Below are 17,244 nucleotides of genomic sequence, written 5' to 3'. Positions count from 1 at the left end.
CCGTTATCCCTCAAGACTTTCGAGCTGCACAATTTCACTCTTGTTAAGCACTTCGGACAAGTTCAGCATGATCAGCAGACGATCTTCTCCGATTTTGGCCACCCCATCCAGATATTTCGCTTTGATGCCGCCGACAACCTCCGGTGGAGTATCGATGGAGTCGCGGTTCAGGTCAATCACGTCGTTGGCCGAATCCACAATGAAGCCGACTTCCATTTCGTTCACGTTAACGATAATAATGCGGGTCTGATCGGTATGCTCGGCTTCGGCGATGCCGAAGCGGCCGCGCAGGTCAATGACCGGAATGACGACACCCCGCAGATTGATGACTCCTTTAATGAAGGAATACGTCTTGGGAACCCGGGTAATCGGCATCATCCGTTCGATCGTCTGCACCTTGTCCACTTCAATCCCGTATTCTTCGGTGCCTAGCTTGAACACAATCACTTTAATATCTTCGGCCATGGAACGAAACCTCCCTGTTGAACTTTAATTTATTTAATAAATGCATTGGGGTCAATGATCAGCGCAACCTGGCCGTCGCCAAGAATGGTTGCTCCCGAAATCCCCTGAACCTCCGGCAAATATTTGCCCAGATTCTTGATGACGATTTCGTTCTGTCCGATGAAATCTTGTACGGCCAGAGCCACCAGGCGATCGCCCTTACGGACGACGACAATCTCAGTCTCATCCTCCGTGCTCTCATCGAAATCGGCTACGGCAAAGAATTTGCTTAGCGACAGGAGCGGGATGTGGCTGCCACGGAATTCAATCATCCGCGTGCCGTGCACCTGACGGATTTGCGCCTTCTTGATGATGCCTGTCTCAACAATGGAAGACAGCGGAATCGCATATTTCTCGGACCCCAGGCGGATCAGCATTGCAGCGATAATCGATAAGGTGAGCGGAAGCTGCACGGAGAAATTGGTGCCTTTGCCCAAGGTCGAGTACACCACGACATTGCCGCCAAGTGAAGCAATCTTGGACTTCACGACATCCAGGCCAACCCCGCGGCCGGATACGTCGGAAATGACTTCGGCTGTGCTGAAGCCCGGTGCGAATAACAGCTGAATCGCTTCGTCGTCGGAGTACCGCGCAGCTTCTTCCTGTGAGAGAATGCCTTTCTTCACGGCCGATTGCCGGATCTTCTGCGGGTTAATGCCGGCACCGTCGTCCTCGATCTCAATGAAGACATGGTTGCCGCTGTGGAACGCCCGCAGATGGACTGTTCCCGTCTCCGGTTTGCCGGAGGCAACGCGTTCCTGTCCGTTCTCCACACCGTGGTCAACGGCATTGCGGAGCAAATGGACAAGCGGGTCACCGATTTCATCGATGACGGTACGGTCGAGCTCTGTCTCCGCGCCTGTAATCACAAGGTCGATCTTCTTGTCGAGCGACTTGGCCAAATCGCGGACCATCCGCGGGAACCGGTTAAATACGGTATCCACCGGCACCATCCGCAGCTTCATAACGATGTTCTGCAGATCGCTGCTGACACGTCCCATATGCTCCACGGTCTCAGTCAGATCGCCGTTTTGCACCTCGGAGGCAAGCTGCTCCAGGCGTACCCGGTCAATCAGCAGCTCGCTGAACAGATTCATGAGCACATCCAGCCGTTCGATGTCCACGCGGATAGTCCGTGAAGGGGCGTTTGCTGCCGCTCTGGCAGGCGCCGGCTTGGCGGCATCTCCCTTGGCTTGCGGGGCCGGAGCTGCCGGAGCCTGAACCTCACCGGGCGCTTCCTTAACCGGAGCTTCAGCCGCTGCCGCTGCAGGAGCCTGACTCATCTGACGCAGCGTCTCGGAGTCAAGCATCACCGCTGTGGCCTTCTCAATCTCCGATACATTCATAATCATGGATTCCATTTCACTGGCTTCCTTGGCGGTTATGTAATAGAGGGAGAACCCGTGATCGAATTTCTCCTGTTCTATGTCCTGAACCGAAGGGAAGGATTTGACCACTTCTCCCGAACGCTCCAGGAGATCGAATACCATATAGGCACGGACAGCTTTGAGCTGACAATCCTTGCGGATCGCCACATCAATGTACAGTACCCGGTGGCCTTCCTGTATGGACTGTTCCAGGACAGAATACTGGAACTCATCCAGGGTCCCTGGTGAGCTGCTTGCCGCAGGTGCTGCAGCGGCAGTCACTTCGGCTGCCGCTCCGGCTGCTGAAGGAATCTCGCCGCGGACGATCGCCTGCAGCGATGCGACGATATGCGATACATCGGCTTTGCCTTCTCCGCCTGCAGTGATATCCTGAACCATAGCCTCCAGAGCATCCAGACTCTTGAACAGTGTGTCAAAGATGAAATCCTGCATCCGCAGCTTGTTGTTGCGCACCAGATCGAGCACATTCTCCATCTGGTGGGTCAGCGAAGCCAAATCCTCAAATCCCATTGTAGCAGCCATACCTTTCAAGGTATGCGCCGAGCGGAATATCACCTGTACAATGCCCAGATCCACAGGATTTGCTTCCAGTCCCATCATATTCTCGTTCAATGACTGCAGATGATCATTCGACTCATCAATAAACATGGATAAGTATTGATTCATGTCCACTAACGAGCACCTCCCCTTCGAGTTCGCTTTTCCTTTATTTAACGGCTTGCACCAGCCTTGGAGCAATTTCTTGCAACGGCAGGATATGTCTTACACACTGCAATTCCACCGCGGAGCGCGGCATTCCGTAGACTACGCAGGTCTCTTCGCTTTCAGCGAAGGTCGAGGTTACCCCGGAATCATAAAGTGATTTCATCATCCGCGCCCCGTCGCTGCCCATTCCGGTCATGATGACCGCATGCCGTTCCAGCTCATTCAGCGGCAGCAGCGATTCGAACAAGGTATCGACAGACGGACGGTGGCCGTTGCGCGCTTCTTCCTGGGAGAGCTGAATGGAATATTGGCCCCCGCCAGATGGCACTACCTTCAGATGATAGCCGCCGGGTGCAATGTAAGCTGCGCCAGGACGGAGCACCATACCATGCTCGGCCTCTGCCACTTCAAGCGGGCTGAAGGTGTTCAGCCGCTGTGCCAGCGACTTTGTGAAATTGGGCGGCATATGCTGCACAATGACAATCGGCGCCGGGAAATCGGCGGGAATGTGCTCCAGGAAGGCTTTGAGCGCCCGCGGACCACCCGTCGAGGTGCCGACAGCTACCAGCTTGCGCAGTCCTTTGCCGGCGCCCGGCTTCCGGTCGCCGGCTGCAACCGGCGGCTCGCTTCCGGCAGCCTGCACAGGCGCTGCAGCTGGCTGCAATGGCTTTCCGGCCGGACGCTCCGCACCGCTGCGGCCGACGGGCTTCTCCGCTGCCGCCCGGCGTGCAGCGGGTGCCGGCTGCGAAGCAGGCTTGGCCGCCTTGCTTCCGGGCTGCACCGGCGCAGCCGGCTTCCGCAAGGCTTCTGCAGCCGGCGGCTTCGGTGCCTGAGGCTTCAGCTTCGCCTCAGGCAGCCGGCCCGGAAGCTCCGGAGCCTTGGGCAGCGGCTCGGCCTTGGCCGGCGGAGGCGACTCCGGCTTCGGCGCCGGCATAGGGGCAGGTCCCTGCGCCAGTAACGCCTGCGCCCGCTCTTCCCGCTGGCGCCGGGCCAGCATGGCTTCGTTCATCTGCTCGCGCAGCGCTTCTCCGACGCTGCGGATATCCTGCGAATTGGAGATGGAAGGCTTGCGGATGAAGTCGAACGCGCCCCATTCCAGCGCCATAATCGTTTCTTTCATCCCCTGCTCGTTGATGCCCGACAGCATGATAACAGGGAGCGGCTGCTCCGCCATGATCATTTTGAGCGCCTCGAGACCGTTCATCTCCGGCATCTCCACATCCATCGTCACCAGATCCGGACGAAGCTCCTTGACTTTCATGATCGCTTCGCGGCCGTTGGCTGCCGTGGCCGTAACCCGGAAGGCAGGTTCTGTTTCAATCAAATCGGAAATGATCTTGCGCATGAATGCGGAATCATCAACTACCAAGACCTTATATGGTTCCATATCATTTCCACCTCTGTCCTCTTATTCAGAACAATCTACTGATTACGCTTCAACCACTTGCTGATAAATCCTCTGATGCCCTGCGGTTTCTCTGTCTCCACCGGTTTGGCGGACAGGTAGCTGAGGGCAAGCCGCTGTATATCCTTGGCTGCTGCACTGTTCGGAAAAGCCACTGAGAATGGAATCTGTTTCTTGACAGCCTGAACCACATGGGAATCACTGCTTATGAACCCGAGAAAGGGGATATCCAGCTCCAGGAAGCGGCTGGCCGCCATCCGGATTTTATCGCTGGTCAGCCGTGCCTCCCGCTCATCCCCCGCCTGGTTGACGATCAGCTTGAAGACCGTCTCCGGGTGGGTGTTATGAACGACCTTCATCAGCGCATAAGCATCGGTAATGGCTGTAGGCTCCGGTGTCGTCACCACCAGGCAATCATCGGCGGAAGCGATAAATTTCATCGTTTCCTTCGAAAGGCCGGCTCCGGTATCGAACAAAATATAATCCATCTTATCTGCAATCTGTGTCACCTGTGAGGTGAAGTATTCCAGATCACCCTCGGAGAGGCTGAACAGCTCTTCCATTCCCGACCCGCCGGCAATGAAAGGAAGATTCCCCGGTCCGGACTCGATAATCTGCCCGATTTCTGCTTCTCTCTTCAGCAGGTGGTAGAGGTTAAGCTTCGGGGAAACCCCCATTAATACATCGATGTTCGCCATGCCGATATCGGCATCGAACAGCAGCACATTCTTGCCCATAGCCTTAAGCGCCAGGGCGAAATTCAGCGTGAAGTTGGACTTTCCCACGCCCCCTTTGCCGCTGCAAACGGTGATTATCCGGGCTGTGGGTCCGTCACCGGGCGACCGCCTCGGCGTGTTTCCGGAAACGAGCTGCCGGAGCGATTGCGCCTGATCCATCAGAAGCCTCCTGTCCCCAGCAGCATCCCGGAGATCTGGTCCTTGGTGACCAGCAGCAAATCATCGGGGACGTTCTGGCCGTTGGTCATATAGGAAAGCTTCAGCGGGAAATCGTTCAGGACATTGAACAGCGGTCCATAGCTTCCCGTTTCGTCCAGCTTGGTAAAGATGACCTTATCCAGCTGGTAGCGGCCGAAATGCTCGGCAATCGTCTTCATGTCTCGGCTCTTCGAGGTCATGCTGAGCACCAGGTAGGTTTCGCTCTTCAGCTCCCTGGCCAGTAAGCTCTGCAGCTCGGCCACCAGCATCTCGTTGCGGTAATTCCGGCCCGCCGTGTCCATAAGCACTAAATCGCAGCTTTCGAGCCGGAACATCGCCCGCTGCAGATCACCAGGCGACTGCACCACTTCCAGCGGAATATTAAGAATAGCGGCGTAGGTCCGCAGCTGCTCCACCGCAGAAATGCGGTACGTGTCGGAGGTGATCAGGCCAACCTTGCGCCCGTGCTTGAAGAGCTGTTCGGCGGCCAGCTTGGCGATGGTCGTCGTCTTGCCGACTCCCGTCGGACCTGCAATGTAAACGATACGCGTATCCGGCTCAATCCCTCCGGCGATCCGGCCTTGCAGGAAATCGTCCACCAGCAGCTGGAGCCGCTCCCCGAATTGCTCGGGATTCCAGGTGCGTCCGTCGGCAATCCAGGCTTCATGAATGTTGTTGATCCATTCTTCCACCAGCACCAGATCGGTATCATGGTCCTGCAGCAGGGCTTTCAGTTCCTCCAATCTGGCTGGTAGCTCCACCCCGCTGGAAGAATAACGCGCGATGCGTTCCATCCACTGCTTCATATCGCGGATTTCGCGGATCAGGTCGCTTTCAGCCGCGGACACCCGTTCCAGGCCCGGCTCCGGGCTCCGCAGCTCTTCCCGGATCATCGCAGCGCTTAGCTCCGGCTTCCGCTGTACCGGCGGCACGGCTTCCTCCCGCTCTGCACCGGCAATTACTGCCGGAGGCTCAGGCTCCCGCTCCGTCAGCACTGCTACGGAGACTTTAGCCTCTGCGGCTTCCGAAGCTTCCGCAAGTGCCGCCGCGATCTCGGCGAAGGTCCGTTTCGGCATCTCCGGTTCCTTAGGCGGAGGGGCCGGCTGGTTCAGGTTCACTACAGCGGCTGCCTTCTGATAGGCCTGCGGTGCGGCGCTGCGCGGCACACTTGGCAGCGAAGGCGGAGCTATAGGCTGAGCCGAAGGCTTCTTGGCCTCTTCGACAGCCGCCACCACCTCGATTTTTTTCTTGGTGAACAGGCCCATGAAGCCGCCCACCTTAACTTCTTTGGTACTCAGGATTACGGCGTCGCTTCCAAGCTCGCTGCGGATGGAATGCATCGCGTCTGGCATCGTATCGACCACATAACGCTTCACTCTCATAAATTCACCACCCCAACGCTTTGAATTTCAATATTTGGCTCCAGCTCACTGTAGGACAATACGGGAATATCCTGCATCGTCCGCTCAATGACCTGGCGCAGATACATCCGGATCGTCGGAGACGTCAGCACAATCGGCTGTTGGCCGGACTGCAGCAGTCGGTTAATCTGCTCGGTCAGCCGCTGGTAGACTGTCTGGGTGGATACCGGATCCAGCGCAAGGTAGCTTCCTTGCTCCGTTTGCTGCACACTTTCGGATATCTTTTTCTCCAGGTTAGGCCCGACCGTAATTACCCGCAGTGTCTCGCCGGATTGCGAGAATTGCTGAGTAATTTGTCTGGACAGCGCCTGGCGCACATACTCGGTCAGAATGTCCGGATCCTTGGTGTAGGTGCCGTAATCCGCCAATGTCTCAAAGATCGTCACAAGGTCACGAATGGAGATCTTCTCGCGCAGCAGCTTCGCAAGCACCTTCTGAACATCCCCGATGGCCAGCACGGAAGGAATCAGTTCGTCAACAAGAACAGGGTAGCTCTCTCTGAGGTTGTCGACCAATTGCTTCGTTTCCTGGCGACCCAGCAGTTCATGCCCATGGCGTTTGATCAGCTCGGTCAGGTGTGTAGCCACCACGGAAGGCGGGTCTACAACCGTGTAACCGGACAATTCGGCACGTTCCTTCACCGTTTCGTCAATCCAAAGTGCCGGGAGACCGAAGGACGGCTCCACCGTCTCAATTCCGTGTATGGATTCATCGTCATAACCGGGACTCATGGCCAAATAGTGATTAAGTAATAATTCACCCCCGCCAACGACATTTCCTTTAATTTTGATGACATATTCGTTCGGTTTTAGTTGAATATTGTCGCGAATGCGGATGACGGGCACAACCAGTCCCATTTCGAGTGCACATTGCCGCCTGATCATAATGATGCGATCCAGCAGGTCACCGCCCTGCGCCGTGTCGGCGAGCGGGATCAGCCCATAGCCGAATTCGAACTCGATAGGATCGACCGTCAGCAGATTGATGACACTTTCCGGACTGCGTACCTCCTCGATCTGCTTCTCTTCGACAAGCTGCTCCTCTTCAAGCTGCTTTTTGTTCTCTTTTTCACCCATTTTGTAAGCGGCAAAAGCCATTAAGCCTGCCAGGGGCAACGTGGACAATACCGTAATCGGCGTGAAGAATCCGAGGAAAGCGATGGTTACAGCTACAATGTACAGCAGCTTGGGATAAGAAAGCAGCTGTCCGGTCAGATCCTCGGCCAAATTGCCTTCCGAAGCAGCCCGCGTAACAATCAGACCCGATGCCGTGGAGATCAGCAGCGCCGGAATCTGGCTCACCAGACCATCACCGATCGTCAATACGGAGTATTTGGCCAGCGCACCTTGAAAGGTATCTCCGTGAACCATCATCCCAATAATGAATCCCCCGATCAGGTTGATCAGGAGGATGATGATACTGGCGATGGCATCCCCTTTGACGAACTTACTCGCACCGTCCATGGCGCCGAAGAAATCCGCTTCGCGTTCGACGTTGCGGCGGCGCTCACGGGCCTGCTGCTCATTGATCATGCCGGCGTTGAGGTCGGCATCGATACTCATCTGCTTACCGGGCATCGCGTCCAGCGTAAAGCGGGCGCCGACTTCGGCTACCCGCTCCGAGCCCTTCGTAATAACGATAAACTGCACTACGACGAGAATCAGAAAGACGATGAAACCGATAGCGATCTGTCCCCCGGCAATCCAGCTGCCGAATGTCGCCACAACGGCACCGGCATGCCCTTCCCCAAGAATCAGCTTCGTCGTAGAAATGTTCAGCGCCAGTCGGAATAGCGTCGTGAGCAGCAGCAGCGATGGAAAGATCGAGAACTGCAGCGGGTCCCGCGTATTCATCGCTACCAGAATAATGGTCAAGGCGATCGAAATATTGACAATCAGCAGTACATCCAGAAGCCATTCCGGGATGGGCAGGATCATCATCAGGACAATGCCGATGACGCCTACAAGAACTGTTAGATCTTTAGTTTTCATTGTCCTCAACCTCCCCGGGGCTTATCTCCTCTTGCCTTTAAGCTTGTATACATATGCCAGAACCTCGGCCACGGCCTGGAACAGATCGGCGGGAACGCTGTCCCCGATTTCCGTCCGCCCAAACAGCGCTCTGGCCAGCGGCTTGTTCTCAATAGTCACGACACCATGCTCCTTGGCCAGCTCTTTGATGCGCAGTGCCACATAATCCTGACCCTTGGCGATAACCTGCGGCGCTTCCATCTGGGAACCGTCGTATTTCAGGGCTACCGCAAAGTGGGTCGGGTTTGTAATAATGACATCCGCTTTAGGAACTTCCTGCATCATCCGCTGCATAGCCATCCGGCGCTGGCGTTCCCTGATCTTGCCTTTAATGAGGGGGTCGCCCTCCATTTTCTTGTACTCGTCTTTAATGTCCTGCTTGGACATTCTCAGGTTTTTTTCATGGTCGTATTTCTGGTACATGTAATCCAGCGCCGCCATTATCATCAGGGCAACACCGATTTTGATTCCTAGGCTCAAGGTAAGATCTGCGGCGAACCGGAAAACTCCCTCGGCATTGAGATGGGAAAGCGAGGCGAATTTGTCTTTTTGCCCCCAGAGGGTGCTGTATACCAGGTAGGCAATAATCACCAGCTTGAAGATCGATTTGAGAAACTCCACAAACGAACGCATGGAGAAAATATTTTTGAAGCCTTTAATGGGATTCAATTTGCTGAATTTAGGAGTAAGTCCTTCGCCGATAGCCATGAAACCGACCTGAGCCACGTTTGCCACGATGGCAAGGATGAAGGTGATGGCCAGCAAGGGAGCCAGCAGCACCAGAATCTGCACACCATACTCGTTGAACATGGAGATTACATTCTCCGGTGTAACTTCCATGGTCATCCGGTTCTGAAATACATCCATGTATAGCGCCATAAAACGTTCCTTGATAAAACCGCCGAAGGCGGTAAAGGTGATGAGCGCCGCCAGCAGCACCACTGCGCCGGAGAGTTCGGGGCTTTTGGCCACCTGGCCCTTTTTACGGGCATCCTGCCGCTTTTTAGGCGTCGCCTTTTCTGTTTTGTCTCCGCCGAAATATTGGAGATCCAGCTTATAGCGGCTCACAACCGGCATTGCATTCTCTCCCTGTGATTGTCTAAGGGCTCTTCCCCATCACGCCGAGCAGATTCCGCATGGAATCAAACATGATGTCGAAGAGGTTTTGAAACAGCACTGCCATTCCAGGCATCAGCACCAGCAGCAGCGCCAGACCAATGATGATTTTGAGCGGTACGCCGATTACGAACACGTTATATTGCGGAGCCGTTCGGGCCAGGAATGCCAGTCCGACATCCGTCAGAAACAATGCCGTCACCAGCGGCGCTGACATTTGAAAGCTTAGCATGAACGACTGGGCGAAGGTGCGCACCAGGAAGTCTGACAGGCTGCCGTCCATCATCCGGGCCAGCAAATCGTTATCCAGCGGCGCCCAATTGTAGCTGTAAATGATACCGTCGAGCAAATAATGATGCCCGTTCATCACCAGAAACAGGACCGTGGCAATCATATATTTGAAATTGCCAAGCAGCGGAGACGACGTACCGGTCATCGGGTCGATAACGTTCGCAATCCCGAAGCCGATCTGGAGATCGATAAAAGATCCTGCCGTTTGAATCGCCATAAACATCAGATATCCGATAAAGCCGAGCAGCAAGCCGACCAGCACCTCTTTGAAGATCATCAGAACATAGGTAAGATCCTGAGGTACGATAAGGTCGGTTCCTCTTGAGCTGAATACAATCAGCGAAATAAAAAAGGACAAGCCGATTTTGAAGGTGGCCGGTATATTCAGCGAAGAAAAAACAGGAACGACAACAAAAAAAGCTGTAATTCGACAAAAAAACAACATAAAGACAGGTAAATTTTGCAGCAGGGTCTCCATTGTCATCATCTTAACCGATATACATATGGAGACTGCCCAAAATTTGACTGGTGAAGTCCACCAGCTTGGTTATAATCCACGGTCCGAAGAGCAGCAGAGCCAGCAGTACGGCAACGATCTTGGGGACAAACGCCAGCGTCTGCTCCTGAATCTGGGTCGTCGCCTGAAAAATACTGATAATAAGCCCGACCACCAGTCCAAGGATCAGCATGGGAGCGCTTGTCTCCAGCACCAGATATACGGCTTGGCCGGCCAGACCGATAATAAACTCCGTATTCATTTGCGGATGCCTCCCATGTGTCAGGTATTAAAGCTGGAGAGCAGTGACTGAACGACCAGGTACCAGCCGTCAACCAGCACGAACAGCATGATTTTGAACGGCAGCGAGATCATTACCGGCGGCAGCATCATCATCCCCATCGCCATCAGGGTACTGGATACCACCAGGTCGATGATCAGAAACGGAATAAAGATCATAAAGCCCATTGTAAAAGCCTTTTTCATCTCACCGATCGCAAAAGCCGGAACCATAACGGTAAGCGGAATATCGCTGTAAGTCGCAGGCTTCTCCGTAATGGAGTCACCGGCGTAATTCATGAACAGCAGCAGATCCTTCGCGCTGGTCTGCTTGAACATAAACTCCTTCAGCGGATCGGCAGCCTGGTTCAACGCTTCAGTCTGGGTCAGCTCTCCTCTGATATAGGGCTGCAGTGCAGTCTCGTTAATATCCGACAAGGTTGGGGACATGACAAATAGCGACAGAAACAGTGCCAGCCCGACCAGCACCTGGTTCGGCGGCATTTGCTGCGTCCCGAGCGAAGTGCGGACAAATCCAAGCACGATGACGATCCGTGTGAAGCTGGTCATCAGCACCAGAAAAGCCGGAGCCACACTGAGCACCGTTATCAGCAGGAGAATCGAAATCGAGCTGGTCGCTCCGCCTTCACCGCTCCCTCCCACATCAATGTTGATGTTCGGAATCGGATCGGCATGAACCGGATGGTGCTGCAGGAATATACTAAACATACCGAGCAATAAAAATGAAAGAATCAGCTTTTTGTTCATATCTACCTCGACTCATCCCTAGGTGCATCATCCCGGAGCAGCTCGTCCATCTTTTCTTTCCGCTCGGGTGCGAGCGCAAGCTTGGATTGCAAGGTCTCATAGAAAGAGGATGTATCACTAAGTTCTATTTCCTCGGAGGGCACCTCGCCCCGCAGTTTGGCCTTGAACTTGCCAATTAGCGGTGCAAGCACATTATTCTGGGTAGCCATTTCATCCTCGAACGCGGATACAATGAGCGCCACTTCCGCCGGATCAGTAATCTTGTCGAGCATGGTGACGTCTTCGCCTACCCCGATTACATACAGGCTGCCGCCGACTTCAATAATCTGGACCGACTTATTGGGTCCAAGGCCCATCGCGCCCAGCGTACGGATCGACCGCCCGCTCATGAGCAGCCGGTTGCGCCGGCCCAGAAAACGGATCAGGAACACTATAAGAATAACGATTACCGCAAGCACGGCAATGATCTTAAATAAGTTCAGCAGGGTATTGCCGGTTCCGAACGGTTCGGAGGCGTACATTAACATCCCGTTTCCCTATACACCCAGCGTTTTGTTAATGGCTTCAATTACACGGTCCGCCTGGAACGGCTTAACGATAAAGTCCTTGGCCCCTGCTTGAATTGCATCAATAACCATCGCCTGCTGACCCATCGCGGAACACATGATGACTTTGGCGCCTGCATCCACTTTCTTGATTTCCTTCAATGCGGCAATGCCGTCCATTTCAGGCATGGTGATATCCATTGTAATCAGGTCGGGACGCAATTCCTTGAACTTCTCAATGGCTTGTGCGCCGTCCTGGGCTTCTCCTACCACTTCAAATCCGTTCTTTGTCAAAATGTCACGGATCATCATTCTCATAAATGCTGCGTCGTCTACGATTAGAATTCGGTTAGCCATTTGTACAAAATCCTCCCTAAATATCCATTATTGTAGTTTTTGAAGTCGGTCCCACTGGCTGACGATATCTGTAACGCGAACACCGAAGTTCTCGTCGATTACTACGACTTCTCCCTTGGCAATAAGCTTGTTATTGACAAGAATGTCCACAGGCTCCCCTGCAAGCTTGTCCAGTTCGATAATCGAGCCTTGCGACATCTCCAGAATATCTTTAATCTGCTTCTGGGTCCTTCCTAATTCTACGGTCACTTTCAGTGGTATGTCCATCAGTAAATTTAAATTATTTTCATCAATGCTGCCAAAAGCGCCGCCGGACAAATTGGCGAATTGGACAGGCTGTACATTCACATTCCGGTTAACCGGCGGAGCCTGCGGCGGAGGCGTCTGGGCCATAGGCTGCTGCATATATGGCATCCCTTGCGGAGGCATGCCATATGGGGGCATCCCGTAGGCAGGCATTCCGGCCGGCGGGTAGTAATATCCGCCTTCCGGCATTCCCGGATACGGCGGCATCCCCTGCGGCGGGTATGGCGGCGGCACCGTCCCTTGCGGCGGCTGCTCCGGCTGTCCCTGCGGCGCTTGGGATACCGGCGGTGCCTGTGATGCCGGCGGAGCGGACGGTGCTGGCGGGGCTTCCACCGCAGCTGCAGCTTCCGGCTCTGCTGAGCCTACATCACCAAGCAGCATGGTTACCATGTCCTTGGCGAATTGCACCGGAAGCAGCTGCATGATGGTGGAATCAATCAAATCACCGATCTTCAGCCGGAACGATATCTGGATCAGCGTCTCATCATCAGGCAGATTCCCTACCCCTTCACCGCTCGACATATTCAGAATATCAATGCCCGGAGGCGAAATATTGACAAACCGGTTAAAGATGGTGGACATCGACGTCGCCGATGAGCCCATCATCTGATTCATCGCTTCCTGCACGGCGCTGATATGAATCTCGTTGAGCTCCTCGTCCTTCGGCGCGCCTTCGCCGCCCAGCATCAGGTCGGCAATGACCTGGGCATCCTTGATTTTGATGACCAGCGAGTTTATCCCCTGAAAGCCGTCCACGTACTGGACATGAACCGCGACATGCGGTTTGGGGAAAGCTTCTTCAAACTCGCCACGCGTAATTATGGACACTTGCGGTGTGGTAATGTCTACCTTTTTTCCGAGTAGCGTCGACAGCGCGGTGGCCGCACTGCCAAAGGTGATGTTGCCGATCTCCCCAAGCGCATCCTGCTCAAAAGGGGTCAGGAAATCATCAACTGTCTTCGCTGCAGGTTCCAGGCCGCCTTCCGCAGATTGTCTGAGAAGAGCATCGATTTCCTCCTGGGATAAATAATCTTTACTCGTCAATCTCTTCAACTCCTTCACTGACAATCTCGTCTATTTGCACCGCCACCCGGTCTTTTACCACTCCCGGGCTTCCGATGAATTTGAGCTTATCGCCTACTTTTACCGACAGTCCGGAGTCCACCGCCCGGTTCAGGGAAATGACATCACCGACGCTGAGGCCGAGGAATTCAGCAATGGACAGGCTGGATTCACCCAGTTCCGCCACGATCGACAGCTGTGCCCGATTGACACTGGCCTTGATCGCTTGCAGCTCGACTTCGTCGCGAACCTTCTTCTCCGAAACGAACCATTGATGCACTGACAGCCGCGACATAATCGGTTCAAGTACCACATGCGGGATACAGAGATTGATCATCCCTGTCGTGTCACCGATCTTGGTGCTGAGGGAGATTAGCGCAATTGTCTCGTTGGGCGACACAATCTGCATAAACTGCGGATTGGTCTCCAGCGCTTCCATTCGGGGCTGGATATCAAGAACAGTCTTCCAGGCTTCCTGCAGACTCTCGAAGCATCTGCTGAAAATCCGTTCCATAATGGTTGTTTCGATTTCGGTCAGTGCCGTAATCTTCGCCGGTGCCGAGCCAAAGCCCCCAAGCAGCCGGTCCAGCATCGCGTAGGCGATATTCGGATGCACCTCCATCACCATCCGTCCCTCCAGCGGTTCGGCCTCGAATATGTTGAGAATCGTCATTTTGGGGATGGAGCGGATAAATTCATCGTATGGGAGCTGCTCTACCTGCACGACATTGATCTGGACGAAGGTACGCAGCTGTGCCGAGAAGTAAGTTGTCAGGTAGCGGGCAAAGTTATCATGGATCCGTGTCAATGTACGGATATGGTCCTTGGAGAAGCGCACCGCCCGTTTGAAATCATAAGAACGGATCTTTTTCTGCGTATCTTCCTTTTTCAGCTCATCGGCATCCATCTCACCGGAAGAAAGTGCGGCTAGGAGAGCATCTATTTCGTTCTGCGATAGTACATCAACCATTTCAATCACCCCCCCATCATAGTGTCATCCGGCTTGAGATTACATGCTGGCCAGCACAAAGTTCGTAATCTCGATCTGGGTCAGCTTCCCTTCCGGAAGCGTTTTGTTGATCAGGTTGACGAGCTTGGCGCTGAGCTGGTCTTTGCCATTGGCCCCGTTCAATTCCTCGGGTTTGGTGTCGGCCAGCGTTTTAATAATGATCGGCTTGATCTTGATCTGCATAATTTTCTCGAAATCCGCTTTGGCTGTTGCGGTATCAAGCTGGAACGCAAAGTCTATTGAAACGATATACTCGGGATCGGCAAGATTAGTTTTGATTCCGGTCAATTCTGCGGTCAATTCGACTATTTCATCGGCGCTCAGGTGCTTGGCCTCTACATTCTGAACGGCAGCATTGACATCATTCGTATCCTTAGGGAAAAATTTGTCCCACAATAAACCTGCGGCAACTGCGATAAGCGTAATTCCCAGCAGCGCCGTAATGAGCCACGGCAGCATCTTCTTCATGATAGCTCCTCCATAGACTGGACTTTAATGGTGGCAGCATGCGTGCCAATGTCCCTGTTATAATCCCTGATCTTTACAATGACCTCATCGGCCTTTTCCAGCACAATCAATCTTTTCCCGGTTACAAGCGTTATGTAGGTATCCGGGCATTCTTCAACCATTTCTACCAGCAAAGCATTCAACCACATCTGTGTGCCGTTTAATCTCGTTACCGAAATCATATCTGACCCCCTAACAAAATTGGGGGAGGAGCACCTCCCCCGCCGCCGGTAACGAGCTTCCCACCCGCTTAGCGAGTGGGCGCGTTCGATTCAGCAAGCATATTATCTGGTACCTAAATCAGCGTTTGAGGTTTACCACTTCCTGCAGCACTTCATCGGAAGTAGTGATGATGCGGGAGTTCGCCTGGAATCCGCGCTGGGTTACGATCATTTCTGTAAATTCACCGGTCAGGTCCACATTGGACATTTCCAGCTGGCCCGCTACGATCGAACCGGTACCCACTTCTGCATTGCCTGCAGTTGTTGGCTCAAGAGCACCTTCAGCATTGGCATTCAGCGTCATCCGGTACAGATTGCCCCCGATTTTTTCCAAGCCCTGCGGATTGCTCACCTTGCCTACCCCGATTTGCACGCCCGGCTCGGTCGTTCCGTCAGCCATGGTCTGTACAATGGTGCCGTCATCGGCAATCGAGAATGCCGTGACATCGTCGCCAAGCTGAATGATTTCACCGCCGGCATCAGATACGTACAAGCCGTCGGAAGTTACCAGGTAGCGTTCCGCATCGACATGAAAGTCACCGGCACGGGTCAGAAAAGGCACCTCCTGATCGCCGTTCAGCTTGACCAGAAAGAATCCGTCGCCGTCGATACGCAGGTCGGTCGGATTGTTGGTAGTCATGGCGCTTCCGGCCAGATGCAGCGTGTCCACCGATCCGATGCTTACGCCAAGGCCGATCTGCTTGGCGTTCACCCCGCCCTGCTCTCCTCCCCCTGGTGCGGTAACTCCCGATACCGTCTGGCTCATAATATCCTTGAACATTACGCGTCCGGACTTAAAGCCGACCGTGTTGACGTTAGCGATATTGTTGCCGATTACGTCCAGCTTGGTCTGAAACCCGCGCATACCTGATACACCCGAATACATTGATTTTAACATTTCATGTCCTCCCGGATAATAAATTGGAATTCAGTTGACTCATCATCAAGAGTTCGGCCGCTTCAGTCGGTCGGCGGCCGCTCCGGCTCCCAGATAAGGACCAGCCGGCTTAAGAAATTATGACTGCACTGTCGATTTGCGTAAATACATTGTCCTTCATCGCATTCCCGTCCAGCGCGGTCACTACCGTGCGGTTGGGTACACTGACAATCAAGGCCATATCTTTCATGAGAATAAGTGATTCCTTACTGCCCTTGGCTGCGGCTTTGTCCACCGCCGACGAAATTTGATCCAGCTGCCGGTCACCCAGCTCAATGCCTCTCTGCTCCAGCCGTTTGGCTGCATGGTTGCTGAACTTCAGCATATTGTTCTGCAGTACCTGTTCGAACGAAGCTTCCGGAGCTGCCGTATTCATCGCCGCCGGCTTCCGCTGCATCACAGAAGGATGGATTGTAGAGGGGTACAGCTGACCAATAGTCATTCTGTCGCTCATGCGTTCGCCCCGCTCTCCCCGCTGCCTGTACCGGTGTTCGTTCCGCCGGCGTTCTCCCCCGAAGGAACAGCGTTCTGGATTAGTGTGATGTCCGTCAGAGCGATGCGTTCACTGCCGACCACGGCGTATTGAACCCCATCCTTAACGAGGATCGATTCCACCGTACCCGATTTTGGCAGCTTGGTAGTTGCGTCTGTCCAGCTGATGCTTTTGTCAATCAGGCCGGATACCGAGCCAAGCGACTGGTTCATCGCCGTAATTTGCGTCGAGATGTTCATCAGCTGCTCAACGGATGAGAACTGCGCCATCTGGGCGATAAATTCCTTATCTTCCATCGGCTGCATCGGGTCCTGATTCTGCAGCTGCGTGATCAGAATCTTGAGAAACTGATCCTTGCCCAGAACAGAACTGCCTGTTGTTTGCTTCGAAGCATCAGGTACAGCATAATTCCATTGTGTGTTATTGGACACCAGATTCGTTGTCGTCATTTCATTTCACCCCGCTTGTT

The 17,244-nt window shown here is 54.0% G+C and carries 19 protein-coding genes; all 19 read right to left on the bottom strand.

Annotated elements, in window-relative coordinates; genetic code table 11:
- Positions 1-3 precede the first annotated feature (3 nt).
- Positions 4-465, bottom strand: a complete 462-nt coding sequence (locus tag F1379_RS06655) for a chemotaxis protein CheW (protein WP_150267699.1) — start codon at positions 463-465, stop codon at positions 4-6.
- Positions 466-494: 29 nt separating this feature from the next.
- On the bottom strand, positions 495-2,564 hold the full coding sequence (locus F1379_RS06650) for a chemotaxis protein CheA (protein WP_150267697.1): 2,070 nt from the start codon (positions 2,562-2,564) through the stop codon (positions 495-497).
- Between the two features lie 34 nt (positions 2,565-2,598).
- The gene (locus tag F1379_RS06645) at positions 2,599-3,984 is read right to left on the bottom strand and encodes a protein-glutamate methylesterase/protein-glutamine glutaminase (RefSeq protein ID WP_150267694.1); all 1,386 of its coding nucleotides are present in this window, start codon (positions 3,982-3,984) and stop codon (positions 2,599-2,601) included.
- A 35-nt stretch (positions 3,985-4,019) separates the two neighbouring features.
- Positions 4,020-4,901, bottom strand: a complete 882-nt coding sequence (locus F1379_RS06640; protein ID WP_239004587.1) for a MinD/ParA family protein — start codon at positions 4,899-4,901, stop codon at positions 4,020-4,022.
- Entirely contained in the window at positions 4,898-6,319 is a 1,422-nt protein-coding gene (gene flhF, locus F1379_RS06635; protein ID WP_150267689.1) for a flagellar biosynthesis GTPase FlhF, read from the bottom strand. Before flhF ends, F1379_RS06640 begins: the two co-directional genes overlap by 4 nt.
- The gene (flhA, locus tag F1379_RS06630; protein ID WP_150267687.1) at positions 6,316-8,349 is read right to left on the bottom strand and encodes a flagellar biosynthesis protein FlhA; all 2,034 of its coding nucleotides are present in this window, start codon (positions 8,347-8,349) and stop codon (positions 6,316-6,318) included. Before flhA ends, flhF begins: the two co-directional genes overlap by 4 nt.
- A gap of 21 nt (positions 8,350-8,370) precedes the next feature.
- On the bottom strand, positions 8,371-9,465 hold the full coding sequence (flhB, locus tag F1379_RS06625; protein ID WP_150267685.1) for a flagellar biosynthesis protein FlhB: 1,095 nt from the start codon (positions 9,463-9,465) through the stop codon (positions 8,371-8,373).
- 22 nt (positions 9,466-9,487) lie between these two features.
- Positions 9,488-10,273 carry a flagellar biosynthetic protein FliR gene (gene fliR, locus F1379_RS06620; protein ID WP_150267683.1) on the bottom strand — a complete coding sequence of 262 codons (786 nt, stop codon included), beginning with the start codon at positions 10,271-10,273 and terminating at the stop codon, positions 9,488-9,490.
- Between the two features lie 10 nt (positions 10,274-10,283).
- The gene (gene fliQ, locus F1379_RS06615) at positions 10,284-10,553 is read right to left on the bottom strand and encodes a flagellar biosynthesis protein FliQ (RefSeq protein WP_150267681.1); all 270 of its coding nucleotides are present in this window, start codon (positions 10,551-10,553) and stop codon (positions 10,284-10,286) included.
- Between the two features lie 20 nt (positions 10,554-10,573).
- Positions 10,574-11,338 carry a flagellar type III secretion system pore protein FliP gene (gene fliP, locus F1379_RS06610; RefSeq protein WP_150267679.1) on the bottom strand — a complete coding sequence of 255 codons (765 nt, stop codon included), beginning with the start codon at positions 11,336-11,338 and terminating at the stop codon, positions 10,574-10,576.
- Between the two features lie 2 nt (positions 11,339-11,340).
- Positions 11,341-11,859 (bottom strand): flagellar biosynthetic protein FliO, encoded by a 519-nt coding sequence (locus tag F1379_RS06605; RefSeq protein ID WP_239004584.1) that lies wholly within the window; start codon positions 11,857-11,859, stop codon positions 11,341-11,343.
- A gap of 15 nt (positions 11,860-11,874) precedes the next feature.
- Entirely contained in the window at positions 11,875-12,240 is a 366-nt protein-coding gene (locus F1379_RS06600; RefSeq protein WP_150267675.1) for a response regulator, read from the bottom strand.
- A 27-nt stretch (positions 12,241-12,267) separates the two neighbouring features.
- Positions 12,268-13,590, bottom strand: a complete 1,323-nt coding sequence (gene fliY / locus F1379_RS06595) for a flagellar motor switch phosphatase FliY (protein WP_150267673.1) — start codon at positions 13,588-13,590, stop codon at positions 12,268-12,270.
- Entirely contained in the window at positions 13,580-14,578 is a 999-nt protein-coding gene (gene fliM, locus F1379_RS06590) for a flagellar motor switch protein FliM (protein ID WP_150267671.1), read from the bottom strand. The genes fliY and fliM overlap by 11 nt, the downstream gene beginning before the upstream one ends.
- Positions 14,579-14,617: 39 nt before the next feature.
- Positions 14,618-15,085, bottom strand: a complete 468-nt coding sequence (locus F1379_RS06585) for a flagellar basal body-associated FliL family protein (protein WP_150267669.1) — start codon at positions 15,083-15,085, stop codon at positions 14,618-14,620.
- The gene (locus tag F1379_RS06580; RefSeq protein WP_150267667.1) at positions 15,082-15,306 is read right to left on the bottom strand and encodes a flagellar FlbD family protein; all 225 of its coding nucleotides are present in this window, start codon (positions 15,304-15,306) and stop codon (positions 15,082-15,084) included. Before F1379_RS06580 ends, F1379_RS06585 begins: the two co-directional genes overlap by 4 nt.
- A 118-nt stretch (positions 15,307-15,424) precedes the next feature.
- Positions 15,425-16,243 carry a flagellar basal body rod protein FlgG gene (gene flgG, locus F1379_RS06575; RefSeq protein ID WP_150267664.1) on the bottom strand — a complete coding sequence of 273 codons (819 nt, stop codon included), beginning with the start codon at positions 16,241-16,243 and terminating at the stop codon, positions 15,425-15,427.
- A gap of 109 nt (positions 16,244-16,352) precedes the next feature.
- Entirely contained in the window at positions 16,353-16,679 is a 327-nt protein-coding gene (locus tag F1379_RS06570) for a TIGR02530 family flagellar biosynthesis protein (RefSeq protein ID WP_420850482.1), read from the bottom strand.
- Between the two features lie 53 nt (positions 16,680-16,732).
- Complete coding sequence (locus F1379_RS06565; RefSeq protein WP_150267661.1) at positions 16,733-17,224, bottom strand: flagellar hook capping FlgD N-terminal domain-containing protein; 492 nt, start codon at positions 17,222-17,224, stop codon at positions 16,733-16,735.
- Positions 17,225-17,244 lie beyond the last annotated feature (20 nt).

The sequence above is a fragment of the Paenibacillus tepidiphilus genome, assembly GCF_008635795.1.
Classification (GTDB): Bacteria; Bacillota; Bacilli; order Paenibacillales; family Paenibacillaceae; genus Paenibacillus_AQ; species Paenibacillus_AQ tepidiphilus.
The sequence above is the reverse complement of the archived record's forward strand: the minus strand, read 5'-3'. Positions and strand labels throughout refer to the sequence as shown.

What these genes read in the sequence shown, in the direction of transcription:
- F1379_RS06565 (WP_150267661.1), bottom strand. Translation starts at nt 17,224, where the DNA reads ATGACGACAACGAATCTGGTGTCCAATAACACACAATGGAATTATGCT.
- F1379_RS06600 (WP_150267675.1), bottom strand. Translation starts at nt 12,240, where the DNA reads ATGGCTAACCGAATTCTAATCGTAGACGACGCAGCATTTATGAGAATG.
- F1379_RS06585 (WP_150267669.1), bottom strand. Translation starts at nt 15,085, where the DNA reads ATGAAGAAGATGCTGCCGTGGCTCATTACGGCGCTGCTGGGAATTACG.
- fliM (WP_150267671.1), bottom strand. Translation starts at nt 14,578, where the DNA reads ATGGTTGATGTACTATCGCAGAACGAAATAGATGCTCTCCTAGCCGCA.
- flhF (WP_150267689.1), bottom strand. Translation starts at nt 6,319, where the DNA reads ATGAGAGTGAAGCGTTATGTGGTCGATACGATGCCAGACGCGATGCAT.
- fliR (WP_150267683.1), bottom strand. Translation starts at nt 10,273, where the DNA reads ATGGAGACCCTGCTGCAAAATTTACCTGTCTTTATGTTGTTTTTTTGT.
- flhA (WP_150267687.1), bottom strand. Translation starts at nt 8,349, where the DNA reads ATGAAAACTAAAGATCTAACAGTTCTTGTAGGCGTCATCGGCATTGTC.
- F1379_RS06655 (WP_150267699.1), bottom strand. Translation starts at nt 465, where the DNA reads ATGGCCGAAGATATTAAAGTGATTGTGTTCAAGCTAGGCACCGAAGAA.
- fliQ (WP_150267681.1), bottom strand. Translation starts at nt 10,553, where the DNA reads ATGAATACGGAGTTTATTATCGGTCTGGCCGGCCAAGCCGTATATCTG.
- flgG (WP_150267664.1), bottom strand. Translation starts at nt 16,243, where the DNA reads ATGTTAAAATCAATGTATTCGGGTGTATCAGGTATGCGCGGGTTTCAG.
- fliP (WP_150267679.1), bottom strand. Translation starts at nt 11,338, where the DNA reads ATGAACAAAAAGCTGATTCTTTCATTTTTATTGCTCGGTATGTTTAGT.
- flhB (WP_150267685.1), bottom strand. Translation starts at nt 9,465, where the DNA reads ATGCCGGTTGTGAGCCGCTATAAGCTGGATCTCCAATATTTCGGCGGA.
- F1379_RS06580 (WP_150267667.1), bottom strand. Translation starts at nt 15,306, where the DNA reads ATGATTTCGGTAACGAGATTAAACGGCACACAGATGTGGTTGAATGCT.
- F1379_RS06570 (WP_420850482.1), bottom strand. Translation starts at nt 16,679, where the DNA reads ATGCAGCGGAAGCCGGCGGCGATGAATACGGCAGCTCCGGAAGCTTCG.
- F1379_RS06605 (WP_239004584.1), bottom strand. Translation starts at nt 11,859, where the DNA reads ATGTACGCCTCCGAACCGTTCGGAACCGGCAATACCCTGCTGAACTTA.
- F1379_RS06645 (WP_150267694.1), bottom strand. Translation starts at nt 3,984, where the DNA reads ATGGAACCATATAAGGTCTTGGTAGTTGATGATTCCGCATTCATGCGC.